Genomic DNA, 15,972 nt, shown 5'->3' on the forward strand with positions numbered 1-15,972 from the left:
CGACCGTGAAAGCAGCTTTGAGCCTCAGTTGATTAAGAAAAACCAAACTCGCATCACTCAGATGGACAGCCAAATTTTATCCCTCTACGCGAAAGGGATGACTCCCGGTGAAATCGTGGCCACGTTCAAGGAAATGTACGATGCAGATGTTTCTCCGGCCCTAATTTCAAAAGTCACCGATGCCGTTAAAGAGCAAGTCCAAGAATGGTAAAACCGACCACTAGAATCGCTGTATCCCATTGTTTATCTTGACTGCATTGTTATCAAAGTGCGTCACGATGGCCGCGTTATCAATAAGTCTGTTTTTCTTGCATTCGCCATTAATACTGAAGAGCATAAAGAACTTTTGGGCATGTGGATGGCAGAAAATGTGGGGGCTAAATTTGGGTTATCGGTGCTTACTGAACTTAAAAATCGCGGTGTTCAAGATATCCTGATTGCCTGTGTAGACGGTTTAAAAGGCTTCCCAGAGGCGATAAATAGCGTTTATTCTCAAACACAAATTCAGCTCTGCATCATTCACATGGTGCGTAACAGCTTAAAGTACGTTTCTTGGAAAGATTACAAGGCCGTGACCGCAGGGCTAAAAACGGTCTATCGTGCAGCAACAGAGACGTCTGCGTTGATGGCACTGGAGAAATTCGCCCTTATATGGGATAAAAAATACCCACAAATGAGTAAAAGTTGGTACGCATATTGGGAAAACTTGAATACATTTTTTGCTTACCCTGATGATATTCGTAAAGCGATTTACACAACCAATGCCATCGAGTCATTAAACAGCGTTATCCGTCATGCCATTAAGAAACGTAAGGTCTTCCCCAGTGATGACTCTGTACGGAAAGTGATTGATTTAGCGATTGAATCGGCCTCTAAAAAATGGAGTATGCCAATTCAAAACTGGAAACAGGCAATGAGTCGTTTTATTATTGAGTTCGGTGACCACCTAAACGGCCACATTTTATAAAAGGCAAATACACAGAATTATTTACAGGGTCGATAAATTCCAACATAAAGAATTTAACAACCTCTGGTACTTCGCAATGTCACTTGAAGGGAATTCAACGATATCTTTTCTAGTCTGTAAATCAAGTTTCTGAAAATAAAATTCCAGTAACTTTGCCCTAATTACTTTTGTTTTCACATTAGATTCACTTTCGAGTTCTTGTATAGCCTTTTGGACTTGTGGAGATAAGCCGTTGTATTTGTCATTCACAATAAACCAATACTCTTTCATTGGATGACTCGGACTCCAGGATTCTAATATTTTCATGAAGTCCATTTTAAGTTTCTTACTGGCTACATAAGCGCTTTTGCTTAAATCGTCTGGGGCAAAGATTTGCATGTAAATATTTTCATTTGGGATCCACCCATCATTTCCACCATCACCCAGCCTTCCATTTGGTTTTACTTGTCGAAATTCTGCCTGATGTCTATATGTCATGATGGTTTCTACCAAACGTTGAAACTCGCTACCATTAGATTTGTGGAGCTTAAGCTCAAAGAACCTTCTTAATGTTTCCACTCCCATCTCCTAGTGTTGTTTTGTCGCATGTTAAAAACCGTATGGGTATGCACTCAAGTACAATTTCGGATGTGGAAGCGATCTACCTTTATCAATCGATTATTCAATGTAGAAACTGTTTTCGTCTGAAACACTCAATGAGCTTTGAGCAAAAAAACACGCTGATTTATTATTTGCAACAAGCCCGTTGAAATTAGTTGTAAGGAATAACTGAGCATGTAATAATTAATTCATATTTATTATGATGATCTAGTTTAGAAAATTAATATACAAGGAAAATAGTATGAAAAAAAGTAATTAGATTAGTAAGTGAGATCCATGTGGATGAAACTAAAAACAATTTAATTTACGAACAAAAAATGTCATTGTATTACTTCCTTTTGGGTGGTTTTTTTCATATTTTTTTATGAAAAAAAAGTGAACAGAGTTGTTTGTTCCCTGTGTGATATAAATTCTATTGATATTTCATCAACAGTAATGACTGGTAATTTAATTGCGGTCAACACAAATAATACTTGTTATGTTCTGGAAGCTAGGAATAAAAAGGCATGGGTTGATATTTGTACAACTCTACCATCCCTACTTCCTAACACTATAATTAATGAAAAAAATAAATCTAATAGCATGAATATCCAGCACAACAAAATTAGGATATTTTTCTGATAAGAACTTTCATACGTCACAGGTGATAAATAATTAGGATCTGCTCTAGATAACTAATATTATCTAGGGCAGCACTTAAAATAATAATGAAAATTTATTATAAATAAGTTAGTTACGTTTATAGGTGTCGTTATTCATGGCATTATCATGAGCAATAGTATTATCAATGGTGTTTTTTCTAAACTTTAACATTATCTGCTTGAGTCTGAGGTATTACGTTTTGTTGGCTCATAAATTTATTAGTGCTCCCATTAATACTCAGAATAAACACCAAAAACAGGACAAGAAATGAAAGTAGATAAAAACCTGCCAACCTTTTTCTAATTGAATTAACTCTTAGGTGTAATTTAATTACTTTATTTATTAACTCCAGTGATTTTATCATTTTATTTTCATCTGTAAACTTGCAAATTATCTTAGTACCTAAGAGAGTTTTTACATTTTGATCTCTTCCCTTTCTTCAGTAGCGGTATAAAGTAGAGTTTCCAGCCTTTCTTCTCCTGAAAAACTCAATATCATCTCTTTATTTGCAACAATTCCTTTTTTATTGGCATGGTAGGTGCTGGGCAGTTCAAGGTAGCCCGAATGCATTCACTTTTTTATTCTAAAACGAAAGGTGTAATCTAGTAAATATGCGACGATAGGAATAATAAAAATGAAGTGTATGACATAGGATGTAAAGAAAAAATCAGAAATCATTACTGAATTATATTTGTAAATATTAGTTTGATATCCATTAAAATACCAAACAATCAAATTGATAATATAAGGTATTAAAAAATATATGATAAAGCGATGTAACATATTAATATTAATTTTCTTAAAGAAAAGTGGCATTATTAAAGCGAGAGCAATCAGATACAAAGAAAATGAATATGATAGTGATTTTTGTATTTCAATAACTATTTTAGAATTAACAGAATGGGGATAAAGTTTAAAGAAAAACTCATGAACTGTTTCTAAGTAAAAAAAAATAATACTTATAAACAGTGATATTAATGTGATAAAAAAATTAGATTTAATAAGCACCTGATATGAGCTCCCTACGTTTAGGGTAGTGAAGGTCAATTAATTTTTCTCTGAGATTCCAAGGATCTTCGCGGAAGAAGAACTTTTTATCCAAAGAGTCAAATATACCGCCACTTTCTTTAAGTATATTGAACACGGTTTCTGCACACATAGCCCACCCTGCTCCCCCATGCTCAAAAATTAGCTCTTTTATTTTTTCTGCTTGAGTTCTAGGCACTACAAATTCAATTATCTGAACGTCAGGGCCATCCCACAACTGAAAAGAAAGGTAATCATCCCAATTAAATTCAGGATATTCGAAAAATTCACCTGAACCACGTGGCGCTCGCAATGCTTCATTATTATTGTAGCATTCTCTGGAAAGGCATTCAGAATAACCGCCTGATGGGTCATATAAAAGAGCATCCTCACCTTCTCCAACCACCATACCTGTATGGCCCATCTTCCAATTGTAATTAACAACAATAAAGATTTTAACAGGGTCATCTATTAATGAATCATTGTAAGGGTTTGGAGAACTTACTATGGGAACGTCGAATCTATTAAAGTACACATCATTGATTTTCATTGTCATACCTACATAACTGATTCGTTTCTGATGCTATAGCCTGAAGTGTTTGCAGTGTTATGTGTGCAAGTAATACTTTCGTATATCAGTGACACTTTTTCAAATGGTTGCATTTCATTTTCAGTTAACGAGTTCGGTGACTCATTTGTAATACGGATGATGGATGCTTTAGTGAGTCGAATTTTTTTGTAAGGGATCATTACCCCACTTTTATCTACACGATAATATTCAAAAAGGCAGTCTAAAATCTCATTATTTGAAATTGCAGATACCAGAAGGGGGGAGGATTTGTCATCGGCTTTTATCAAGATGAATGGCGCGTGAGATACATTTTGTTTTCGTGCTAGATCATAGATTGTTGAGTAGACAAGTATCTGATCTTCATGACCTTTCTGATACTTATTACCAATTGAATCATAGCTGGAACAACCCGCAGAAATAAGCCCTTGCTTGTTTCCCTTTAGCGTTAAGTAAATCATTTCTGACATAGATATTTCATTCCATATGTAAAATTTACCTTAATTAATGCATTTTTTTCTAAAATTTGCAATAGGTGGAGCTGTTGTGTTGAGCTAAAATGGCTACTTTCTGTTTCTAACTAAATCGTTGTTGGGCGGCACTGTTGCAAATAAAGAGATGACGTTGAGTTTTTCAGCTCAAAGTGAATTATAGGTCAAAAACTCGATTCATTAGACGCACTTCGCCTAAGGGCTGACCATAGTAAAAATGCTCAACCTGACCTTTACGAAGCGCTCGCATCACTTCAATCCCTTTAAGGGTTGCATGAGCCGTATTGAGGGACTTAAAACCTAAGGTGGGATTTGTCACGCGCTTCAATTTTCCGTGATCACACTCAATCACATTATTGTGAAATTTGATTTGTCGATGCTCTACATGTGCAGGACATTTTCCTTTTTCTTTTAGAAGGTTAAGTGCTCAACCATAGGGTGCGGCTTTATCTGTATTGATAACTCTGGAGATTTGCCATTTTTTGACTCGATTGACTATTTTTCTTAAAAATCGATAAGCCGCTTTGGTATTACGACGTGGTGAGAGATAAAATTCAATGGTGTGCCCTCGACGGTAAGGTACGTCCATTTCCCATTCACTTTGATATAAGTTTCGTCCAAATGCCAATGATTAAGGTCCGTCGAGTTACAGCAATACCAACGCACAGTTCAAAGGATGATAATATCGGTGAAATGACGACCTTTAAATGCATTCATGAGGTAAGCTTCCGTAGGGGGCTGGTTAACTTAGCATAATGGGGCATTCAAACTTAGCAACAGAGCCTAAAATAGTTAGGGTTTTTTCCGCTTTGTCTTATAGGTACTAATCGCACAATCTGTTAAATTGTGTAACCGATTTACGCACTATCTCAGTCTTTGCTTATTTTAACATCCAGCCAAGATTTCTGTAGCTTCCAACTTATAGATGGAAGTAAAAGCACCATATATTAACTATAAAAGGAAGAATCGGTCATGAATCAACATATTCGTTGGGCTTCATTGGCGGGTCTAAAAACAAAAAAACGTTATATTGTAGCAGCATTAGCCTCAGTTATTGCACTAACAGGTTGTGATAATTCAGACAACACAAATAGTAAAGAAAACAGCGTCGTAGCCGAAAAAAGTGCAACGACAGAAAAAGTGATTCAAACGGCACCGTTAGCGGCGGCAAAGGGAGCTACGCCGAAATTATCAGCAGCTGAAATGATGAAGCGCTATGCGGGTAAAGAGTTAACTATTCTTGATGCCTCTGAGTTGCAACTAGATGGGGCAAGCGCAATGGTTGTCACCTTCTCTGTGCCGCTATATGAGGAGCAAGATTTTAGTCAATATTTAAACTTAGTTGATGTGAAATCAGGAAAATTGGATGGTGCTTGGGAACTATCCGATAATAAAATGGAGTTACGTTTTCGTCACTTACCGCCATCAAGAGAGTTAAATCTCACAGTAAATACAGGGATTAAGGCGATAAATGGGCGTACGATAGAGCAACCATTTGAGAAAAAACTGCAAACAGCACAGATTATCCCAACTGTTGGTTTTGCAAGCAAAGGCTCCTTATTACCGAGCAAAGTAGCACAAGGATTGCCCGTTATTGCGCTGAATGTAGATAAAGTCGATGTGAATTTTTTCCGTATTGACGAAAAGCAATTACCACAATTTCTGTCAATGTGGCAATACCGTAGTAACTATGAATATTGGTATTCAGAAGAGTTTCTCAATAAAACCGAACTTGCTTATACAGGGCGCTTTGACCTCAATCCTGATAAAAACACTCGCCAAACCGTTTTACTACCTTTAAAAGATATTAAAGAGCTACAGCAAGACGGCGTCTACCTAGCTATCATGCAAAAAGCGGGTAGCTACAGTTATCAGTTCCCTGCAACAGTATTCACCCTGAGTGACATAGGGGTCTCACTGCATAGCTATCAAGATCAGGTTGATGTTTTTACGCAATCACTCGCAAAAGGTTCAGCCCTTAAAGGCGTTGAGCTGCGTATCCTTGATGAAAAAGGTCAATTGGTTAACCAAGCGACTACTGATAGCGAGGGGCATGCCAAATTAGATAAATTAGCGGGTGGAAAATTATTGCTAGCGACCCTTGATGGGCAAACGAGCATGATTGACCTTACTCAACCTGCTTTAGACCTCTCTGAATTTGATATTTCAGGCCCTACTGGATACGCAAAACAATTTTTTGTGTTTGGGCCACGTGACTTATATCGCCCAGGTGAACTGTTATTGGTTAATGGGTTATTACGCGACGGTGATGGAAATCCACTTAAAGCGCAACCTGTTAAAGTGGATGTTTTAAAAACGGATGGACAGGTTGTTAGAAGTTTTGTGTGGCAACCTGAGAAAGACCATGATGGTTTGTATCAATACCAGTATGAAATTCCTCAATCAGCGGAAACGGGGGGCTGGTCATTACGCTTTGATTTAGGTGACGGGTCACCACTACGTTACTATAAATTCAATGTTGAAGACTTTATGCCTGAACGCATGGCATTAGATGTCACTACAAAAGATAAACCTATTTTGAATAATCAGCCTGTTGAGTTTGATATTCAAGGCCGCTATTTATATGGTGCACCCGCTGCGGGTAATGAACTTCAAGGGCAAATATTTATTCGTCCTGATCGTGAAGCCGTAGCTAAATTACCTGGATTTGAATTTGGTTTTGCGAGCGAAGAAGGGTTGCAACGTAAGCTTGATGAATTCGATTTAACGCTAGATGATACGGGTGAAACCGCCATTAGTGTGCCACAAAGTAATTGGGAATCTTTACGCTCCCCAATAAAAGTTATTGCGCAAGTCAGTCTATTGGAGGCGGGCGGGCGTCCGGTGACCCGTCGTGCTGAGCAAGCCGTATGGCCAGCAAGAGAGATGGTGGGTATTCGCCCATTATTCAATAAAAAGGAAATTTATGATTATCGAACTGACCGCTATGCCCAACGCTATAATGTTGATGAAAATTCTTTAGCGGAGTTTGAGCTTGTCTTTGCTGATGCTGCCGGAAATAAATTAGAGGCCAACAATTTAACTGCACGCCTAATTTATGAGCGCCGTGATTATTATTGGAATTGGTCTGAAAGTGGTGGTTGGACATCAAACTATGATCAAAAAGATTTAGTGATGGCCAATGAAAACATCAAGATTAGTCAAGGTCAGACAACAAAAGTCTCATTTCCTGTTGATTGGGGTGCCTTCCGTCTTGAGGTTATCAATGAAAATAACCAATTAGTCACCAGTCTACCGTTTTGGGCTGGTTATTCATGGCAAGACAATACGGGCGGTAATGGGGCTGTGCGCCCTGATCAAGTTAAGCTGAGTTTAAATAAACCGGCTTATTTACCGGGTGAAAAAGCAAAAGTTCGTGTGGAATCACCAAAAGCGGGTAAAGGTTATATTTTACTTGAATCAAGTAATGGTCCACTGTGGTGGCAAGAAATTGATGTTCCTGAAAAAGGAATGGAAATTGAGGTACCAGTGAATAAAGAGTGGGCTCGCCATGACCTATACATTACTGCGGTCGTTGTTCGTCCAGGAGATGACTCGAAAGAGGCAACGGTTAAGCGAGCGATTGGGGTACTTCATCTTCCGTTAGCGGATGAAAATCGCAAGATTGGATTAGCGCTCTCAGCACCAACCCAAATGCGTCCAAACCAAGACCTTATCGTTAAAGTGAAAGCGACGGCACAAGATGGCAAGCCATTACCTGAAAAAGTCAATGTATTGCTATCTGCTGTGGATACTGGCGTGTTGAACATTACTGATTTTAAAACGCCCGATCCGTATGACGCCTTCTTTGGTCGTAAACGTTACAGTGTCGATCAGTACGATGTGTACGGTCACCTCATTGAAGGCCAAGGTAAGTTAGCAAATTTACGTTTTGGTGGTGATGGTGAAGATACTTCATTAGATCGTGGTGGAATGAAGCCACTTACAGAAGTGCAAATCATTGCGGAACAGGCGGCACCTGTCACATTAGATAAAAATGGTGAAGGTGAAATTAGCTTACCGATCCCTGATTTTAATGGTGAGTTGCGCGTAATGGCTCAAGCATGGAATGAGAAGGATTTTGGTCATGCTGATAGTAAAGTCGTGGTAGCGGCGCCGCTTATCACTCAAATGTCGATGCCACGTTTTATGGCTGGTGGTGATAAATCTTACTTCGCATTAGATCTCACTAACACGACGGACAATACACAAAATGTGACAGTGACTTTTAAAGCCTCTGGAATGGTGAAATTAGAAGGAACCGCCACGAAAGAGCTAGCCTTAGTGAAAGGTAAACGCACAACGGTAACGTTGCCAGTTCGCGCGGATTATGGTTATGGTCAGGGTGAGGTTTCAATGACAATCAATGGTATTGATTTGCCAGATGAATCATTGAAAGCGTATAGCAATAGTTGGAAAGTTGGGGTTCGCCCTGCACAGCCTGCGGAAACGGTCTCTTATGCTGTTGCTATTGAGCCGGGTGAGCAATGGTCATTACCAACCGAGAATTTACAAGGTCTCTCCCCTAATACGCTCGAAGGTCAAGTTTTACTAACTAGCCGTCCACCATTGCAGATTGCCCGCTATATTCGTGAGCTATTTGCTTATCCATATGGCTGTCTTGAGCAGACAATCAGTGGCTTGTATCCATCGTTATACTCTTCACAAGCAGAGCTGAATAAGTTAGGGATAAAATCGCAGACAGATGATGACCGTCGCAAAGCCATTGAATTGGGGATCCCTCATTTATTAAGCATGCAACGTCCTGATGGTGGTTTCTCGTTATGGGATCGTAACGGTAGAGAAGAGTACTGGTTAACGGCATATGCTGCGGATTTCCTTAACCGAGCAAATCAGCGTGGTTATGCGGTGCCGAAAGAGGCATTAACCAATGCTAATAGTCGTTTATTGAGCTATTTACAAGATGGTAATCAAATTAATTACCCCTATGTAGATGATCAATCAGCCGCACGTTTTGCAGCCCAAGCCTATGCGGGCTTAGTACTTGCAACACAGCAAAAGGCGCCTCTCGGAGCATTACGACAACTCTACTCAAGAAGTCAGGAAGCCAATAGTGGGTTGCCACTAGTACAGTTGGGTATCGCTTTAAATTTGATGGGCGATAAAACACGGGGTGATAATGTAATTGCTGATGGGTTGAAAAAGCAGCGAGCTCGTTACAGCTACAGTGGGGATTATGGCTCAATCATTCGTGATGATGCGATGATCGTTGCGTTACTGAATGAATACCAATTGATGACAAAAGCACGTGATCAAAAACTGCAAATGCTTTCAAACAACTTGGTATCTCAACAGTACTTCTCAACTCAAGAGAGCAATGCGCTGTACTTGGCGGGACGTTATTATGTGAATAATACAGAAACCCCATGGAAAGCGGTCATTAATGGTCAACAACCACCGATGACTTCAGATAAGCCTATCAATGAGTTTTTAACTAAAGAGCAGCTAAAAACAGGTTATAGCATCGAAAATACAGGAACGAACACGTTGTATGGCCAATTGAACGTAGTGGGTTATCCATTGTATACGCCAACACCAAGTTCGAATGTGTTGAATGTGAAACGAACATATTTAGATCTGCAAGGTCGTCCAATTTCACTCGATCGTTTAAGAACAGGTGAAATGGTCGTGGTGAAATTAGAAGTTAATGCTTCACAAAGAGTACCTGATGCTTTAGTGGTTGATTTATTGCCTGCTGGCTTAGAGCTTGAAAACCAGAACTTAGCAAATAGTAGTGCTAATCTGAGTGAAACTGCGCCAAACTTGCAGGAAGTGATTGATGATATGCAACAATCACAAGTCAACCATATGGAATATCGGGATGATCGCTTTGTGGCAGCCGTTGAGGTTGAGCAATATAGACCGACAACATTAGTCTATTTGGCGCGTGCCGTGACACCGGGGGTATATTCTATCCCGGCTCCACAAGTGGAATCGATGTATGTTCCTGAATGGCGTGCGGTAGGTAAAGCTAACGGCCAATTAGAAGTCGTTCGTTAATCTTTAATCAGCCCTTATACTGGATGCGTGATGATTTCGGTATAAGGGCTATTTGTTTGCGGTATATCCATCTATGAAAAAAAGATTACGACGCGCTGGGTTGGTTTTGCTCTGCTTGGTGATTTTTTTGCCTCTTTTATTTTTGCTGGCAGATAAGATTTGGCCATTGCCGATAAAACAAGTTGAGATGGCGCGCACGGTCGTTGCCCAGGATGGTACACCACTTTGGCGTTTTGCGGATAAAGAAGGAATATGGCGTTACCCCGTAAAACTGGATCAAGTTTCCCCTGAGTTTATCGAAGCATTATTGACCTACGAAGATCGTCATTTTTATCAACATCCCGGTGTTAACCCATTTTCATTACTGAGAGCATTGTGGCAAGACGTCAGTTCAGGGCGCATTGTCTCTGGTGGAAGTACGATCTCAATGCAAGTTGCTCGGTTAGTCGATCCCCATGACCGCACCATAACAGGGAAATTGAAACAGTTATGGCGTACTGCACAACTTGAATATCACTATTCAAAAGATGAAATACTGGAAATGTATCTTAACCGAGCTCCCTATGGAGGTACGATTGAAGGTATCGGTGCGGCCAGTTGGGTCTATTTAAACAAAGCACCTGATAAATTAACCTCGGGTGAAGCGGCATTGTTTGCGGTGTTGCCACAAGCACCTAGTCGACTAAGGCCAGACCGTTACCCCGAAAGAGCGCAAGCTGCACGCGATAAAGTGCTCGATAGACTCGCGGAATATCAGGTGTGGCCAGCAGATAAAATTGAAGATATTAAACAAGAACAGATTTGGTTAGCGCCACGCAAAAATCCGAATTCTGCGCCTTTGTTGGCGCGCCGAGTTGTCAAAGATGCACAAGAAACGGTCATTGAAACCACCATTGATGCAGGGTTGCAGCGCCAATTGGAAGAGATGGCAATTAACTGGAAAAACCAGCTTCCTAAGCAGACATCGCTAGGGATATTGGTAGTAGATCATACTGATATGAGTGTGAAAGCTTATATTGGGTCAATCGATTTTCAAGATAATGGCCGTTTTGGTCATGTCGATATGATCACGGCTTGGCGCTCACCGGGGTCAACATTGAAACCCTTTTTATATGCTTTAGCGATGGATGATGGCTTGATCCACGCTGAATCTTTACTGCAAGATGTGCCTCGACGCTTCGATGATTATCGACCGGGGAACTTTGATAGCGGTTTTAATGGGCCTGTGAGTGTGAGTGACGCATTAGTCCGTTCACTGAATTTACCTGTAGTACAAGTGCTTGACGTTTACGGAAGTAAGCGTTTTACGGCGAAATTACGTAATGTGGGAACAGAATTACGTTTTCCTTTAGCTAGCGAACCTAATTTGTCGTTAATTTTAGGTGGCACTGCCGCTCGTATGGATGAGCTAGTTGCGGCTTATAGTGCTTTTGCTCGCCAAGGGAAAGTGTCGCCATTGCGCTATCGTCCAACAGACACAATACGTGATCGCCAATTAATGTCAGCGGGTGCGGCATGGATTATTCGGCGTATTATGGGTGGTGAAGCGCGCCCTGTTCCTGATAGTAGTTTGACCGCGCAAGTTAATTTAGCGTGGAAAACAGGTACTAGCTATGGTTATCGAGATGCTTGGGCTATCGGGGTAAATCCACGCTACACAATAGGAGTGTGGGTGGGGCGGCCCGATGGTACTCCTGTTGCCGGGCAATTAGGTTATGCGACCGCGATCCCCATTATGAATCAAGTGAATAATTTATTGTTAGGGCGTTTGTATCAATCGAATCAATTGATGCCAAAAGACACCAAGCCATCAACGGTCAGTCAAGCGATGATCTGTTGGCCTAGCGGCACTGTATTACCAGAAGGGGATAGTAATTGTCGGCAACGCCGTTTAAGTTGGATTTTAGATAATACGATCCCGCCAACATTAATGGCGAAAGATCAAGAATCATTATTGGGGTTACGTCAGAAAATATGGGTAAATGAACAAGGGTTGCAGGTTGCTCCTGATTGCCCTAATGCAGTGGAAAAAGAGGTTTATTTGTGGCCGATTACCTTAGAGTCTTGGTTACCACAGAGTGAAAAACGGATAAATCGTTTACCGCCAATCGACTCGTCCTGTCCTCCATTGCGTACGGAAACACCACCTTTGTTTATTTCGGGCATCCGTGATGGGGAAATTCTGCAACGGCTACCAGGAAAAACGAGTTTGGATGTGCGTCTAATGACACAAGGTGGGCAAGGGCAGCAATGGTGGTTTTTAAATGGTGAACAGATCCAAGAGACTGAGCACAATGGTAGCGTTTTACTGACCTTCGATAAGGCAGGAAACTATCAAATTTCGGTATTAGATCTTGGTGGGCAAGTCACGTCAGTTAATTTTAAAGTCAAGTAACAAATAAAAAGTGTGACTGAGTCAAAAAAATAGTGTTTTTTGCTATAAAAAGTTTAACAAAATGTTGATGTGACTGTAGGAAATTGTAATCGTAGCCCCTATAATCAACGCCTTAATTTCTGCTGCTCGTCATCAGAAGATAAACAATATAAAAAACTACAACTGACATCTACTTTGTGTTTTGATTAACATGAAAGTTAAGAATACAAAAGTAAAAGTCACGATATCGCTAAGAGGTTATTTATGACGGTTCAACGTACATTTTCTATTATTAAACCAAACGCAGTGAAGAAAAATGCTATTGGTGCAATCTATAATCGTTTTGAAAGCGCTGGTTTTTCAATCGTTGCCGCCAAAATGTTGCATTTGACTCGTGAGCAAGCAGAAGGTTTCTACGCAGAGCACAAAGGCCGCCCTTTCTTTGAAGGTCTGGTTGAATTCATGACTTCTGGTCCAATTATGCTGCAAGTACTAGAAGGCGAGAACGCAGTTCAACGTCACCGTGACCTAATGGGTGCAACTAATCCAGATAATGCACTGGCAGGTACTCTACGTGCTGACTATGCAGACAGCTTCACTGAGAATGCGGTTCACGGTTCAGATTCTGTTGAATCAGCAAACCGCGAAATCGCGTATTTCTTCACTGAAGACGAAATCTGCCCACGCTAATTGGTAAACTAGTGTAATGCATTAGCATTATTCTTATAAAGTTTGTACAATGCGACGCCCTGTTAATATAATTGTTAACAGGGCGATTTTATTATGAACGTTGTGCTACCAAAGTAGCACTCGCCGAAAGTGTAACAACGAGGCAACTTAACATGTCCGATATGACAACCAGTGCACAATGTGCAACTTCCTCCGCTATTTCTGTCACACCAGAAAACAACACACAAAAAATTAACCTGCTGGATTTGAATCGCAAGCAGATGCGTGAGTTTTTTGCGCAAATGGGTGAAAAACCATTCCGTGCCGATCAAGTCATGAAATGGATTTATCACTACTGTTATGACGATTTCGATCAAATGACAGATATTAATAAAGCGTTAAGAGCAAAACTAAAGGAAGTCGCTGAAATTCGTGCTCCTGAAGTTGCTGAAGAACAACGCTCAGCTGATGGCACCATTAAATGGGCGATAACGGTAGGTGACCAGCAAGTCGAAACGGTTTATATTCCAGAAGATGATCGTGCAACCTTGTGCGTCTCCTCACAGGTAGGTTGCGCGTTGGAATGTAAATTTTGTTCTACCGCTCAACAAGGATTTAACCGTAACTTACGGGTTTCTGAAATTATCGGGCAGGTTTGGCGCGCAGCAAAAATTATTGGTTCATTAAAATCCAGTGGTCGTCGTCCTATTACCAACGTGGTTATGATGGGAATGGGGGAGCCATTACTGAACTTGAATAATGTGGTTCCCGCGATGGAAATCATGATGGATGACTTTGGTTTTGGTTTATCTAAACGCCGAGTCACACTGTCAACTTCCGGTGTTGTTCCTGCGCTGGATAAATTAGGGGATATGATTGATGTCGCTTTGGCGATTTCATTACATGCACCGACTGATGATATCCGTGATGATATTGTACCTATCAATAAAAAATACAATATAGAAACATTCCTGAGCAGTGTAAGACGTTATTTATCCAAATCCAATGCGAATGGTGGTCGTGTCACGGTAGAGTATGTCATGCTTGACCACATTAATGACAGTATTGAACAGGCTCACCAATTAGCGGAATGTTTAAAAGATACGCCAAGTAAAATTAATTTGATACCTTGGAACCCGTTCCCTGGGGCGCCGTATGGTCGTAGTTCGAATAGTCGTATTGATCGTTTTTCAAAAGTATTAATGGAATATGGCTTTACAACGATTGTGCGTAAAACACGTGGTGATGATATTGATGCCGCCTGTGGTCAGTTGGCGGGAGAAGTGATTGACCGAACAAAACGGACCTTGAAAAAACGTATGGCTGGGGAACCTATTAAGGTGAAAGCAGTCTGAAGTTATAGATAAAGTCTAAATATTTGGTCTAATTATCATTTGGGTCATTTATGGATAGGCAAAATGGCCCTCATCACCTACAATGTTTTGTAGGTGATGATATTAATATAATTATCACATTAGGATTATTACGAGTAAAGCTAAGGAAAAATAGCTTTATATTTCATTCACTCGGAAACAGTGTTGCCAGCAAATGACTATCGATAACAATACCGAACAAACCCCAATCACTGTAGGAAAATTATTGTCTCAAGCGCGTGAACGTATGGGATTAACACAAGAGTCAGTCGCGGAGCGTCTGTGTCTTAAAGTTAGTACGGTAAGGGAAATCGATGAGGATGTGAAACCTGCTGGCGTTGAACCTACGTTTTTACGCGGTTATATGCGCTTATATGCGCGTATGGTTAATGTGCCTGAAAGTGAATTGAATGCGTTACTTAAAAATGATGAGCCGATTGCGGCATCAACAGTCTCATCAATGCAGAGTTACTCTTTAGGTAAAAAGCGTAAGAAGCGTGAAGGTTGGTTAATGAAACTAACCTGGCTAATTGTCATTGTTTTGATTGCTATGGTTGGTATTTGGTGGTGGCAAGATCATCAAAAACAACAAAATGAATTTGTTACGATGGCAAATCAAAATGATTTGCTTATATCTCAGCAAAATGAAAGTGGAAATCCAGTTGAGCTTTCCAATGGGTCAACAGAGACGCCAACAAATACATCTGAGACAGGTGAAGGTACCCTTGTCGACTTAAACGCCGCTCAAGCGACAGAGAATCAGCCAATTGAATCTTTGCCAGTAAAAACCGTTCCGTTACCGAATTCACCTAATACAACCGTGAGCGTTGATCGCACTCAATCAACGGAAGAGCCTGTAGCTACCCCTGTCGTTCAAGATGCGCTCACCATGAGCTTTAAAGGGTCATGTTGGCTGGAAGTTCGCGATGCGAATAATAAAGTCTTGTATAGTGGTATTAAGAACAGCGGCGACACCTTGGATTTACAAGGTAAATTGCCTTACCGCTTGAATATTGGTGCGCCCGCAAACGTTGATATCAAATTCAATGGTAATGTGGTTGACTTAAGCCGTTTTATTAAAGCGAATCGTTCTGCTAAATTAAAAATACCTGAAGCATAAAGTCACAAATTAAGAAGACGCAAACTGTATCCTAAAACTAGAATTGTGATAGTTTGCAGTTTGCGTTTTTGTGTATAGTGGTCATCGAAGCAATGATTATCAACTACACAACAGTGTTTAA

At 40.4% G+C, this 15,972-nt stretch carries 9 protein-coding genes and 2 pseudogenes; 6 read left to right on the top strand and 5 right to left on the bottom strand.

Annotation, left to right across the window (positions count from 1 at the left end; translation table 11 throughout):
* Nucleotides 1-967 (top strand): annotated as a pseudogene (locus tag PR833_RS00395) (IS256 family transposase); the annotation flags it as partial.
* A 21-nt stretch (nucleotides 968-988) separates the two neighbouring features.
* Here PR833_RS00395 and PR833_RS00400 read toward each other — a convergent pair.
* The 5 genes and pseudogenes from PR833_RS00400 to PR833_RS00420 all read right to left on the bottom strand — a co-directional run.
* Nucleotides 989-1,525: a hypothetical protein gene (locus tag PR833_RS00400; RefSeq protein ID WP_272525798.1), complete on the bottom strand. Its 537-nt coding sequence runs from the start codon at nucleotides 1,523-1,525 to the stop codon at nucleotides 989-991.
* 1,098 nt (nucleotides 1,526-2,623) lie between these two features.
* On the bottom strand, nucleotides 2,624-2,779 hold the full coding sequence (locus PR833_RS00405; RefSeq protein WP_272525799.1) for a hypothetical protein: 156 nt from the start codon (nucleotides 2,777-2,779) through the stop codon (nucleotides 2,624-2,626).
* Nucleotides 2,780-3,206: 427 nt separating this feature from the next.
* Nucleotides 3,207-3,785 (bottom strand): hypothetical protein, encoded by a 579-nt coding sequence (locus PR833_RS00410; RefSeq protein WP_272525800.1) that lies wholly within the window; start codon nucleotides 3,783-3,785, stop codon nucleotides 3,207-3,209.
* An 8-nt stretch (nucleotides 3,786-3,793) separates the two neighbouring features.
* On the bottom strand, nucleotides 3,794-4,273 hold the full coding sequence (locus tag PR833_RS00415; RefSeq protein WP_272525801.1) for an Hcp family type VI secretion system effector: 480 nt from the start codon (nucleotides 4,271-4,273) through the stop codon (nucleotides 3,794-3,796).
* Nucleotides 4,274-4,451: 178 nt separating this feature from the next.
* Nucleotides 4,452-4,960: pseudogene (locus PR833_RS00420) on the bottom strand (IS6 family transposase); the annotation flags it as partial.
* 306 nt (nucleotides 4,961-5,266) lie between these two features.
* Here PR833_RS00420 and PR833_RS00425 point away from each other — a divergent pair.
* From PR833_RS00425 to rodZ, 5 genes are all read left to right on the top strand, one after another.
* Complete coding sequence (locus PR833_RS00425; RefSeq protein ID WP_272525802.1) at nucleotides 5,267-10,315, top strand: alpha-2-macroglobulin family protein; 5,049 nt, start codon at nucleotides 5,267-5,269, stop codon at nucleotides 10,313-10,315.
* 73 nt (nucleotides 10,316-10,388) lie between these two features.
* Nucleotides 10,389-12,710, top strand: a complete 2,322-nt coding sequence (gene pbpC, locus PR833_RS00430; protein WP_154598977.1) for a peptidoglycan glycosyltransferase PbpC — start codon at nucleotides 10,389-10,391, stop codon at nucleotides 12,708-12,710.
* A gap of 243 nt (nucleotides 12,711-12,953) precedes the next feature.
* Nucleotides 12,954-13,379 carry a nucleoside-diphosphate kinase gene (gene ndk, locus PR833_RS00435; protein WP_004921360.1) on the top strand — a complete coding sequence of 142 codons (426 nt, stop codon included), beginning with the start codon at nucleotides 12,954-12,956 and terminating at the stop codon, nucleotides 13,377-13,379.
* 152 nt (nucleotides 13,380-13,531) lie between these two features.
* Nucleotides 13,532-14,713, top strand: coding sequence for a bifunctional tRNA (adenosine(37)-C2)-methyltransferase TrmG/ribosomal RNA large subunit methyltransferase RlmN (locus PR833_RS00440; protein ID WP_004921358.1), 1,182 nt, complete (start codon nucleotides 13,532-13,534; stop codon nucleotides 14,711-14,713).
* A gap of 193 nt (nucleotides 14,714-14,906) precedes the next feature.
* Complete coding sequence (rodZ, locus tag PR833_RS00445; RefSeq protein WP_004921357.1) at nucleotides 14,907-15,851, top strand: cytoskeleton protein RodZ; 945 nt, start codon at nucleotides 14,907-14,909, stop codon at nucleotides 15,849-15,851.
* Nucleotides 15,852-15,972: the final 121 nt, after the last annotated feature.

The sequence above is a fragment of the Providencia sp. PROV189 genome (genome assembly GCF_028480065.1).
Taxonomy (GTDB): Bacteria; Pseudomonadota; Gammaproteobacteria; order Enterobacterales; family Enterobacteriaceae; genus Providencia; species Providencia stuartii.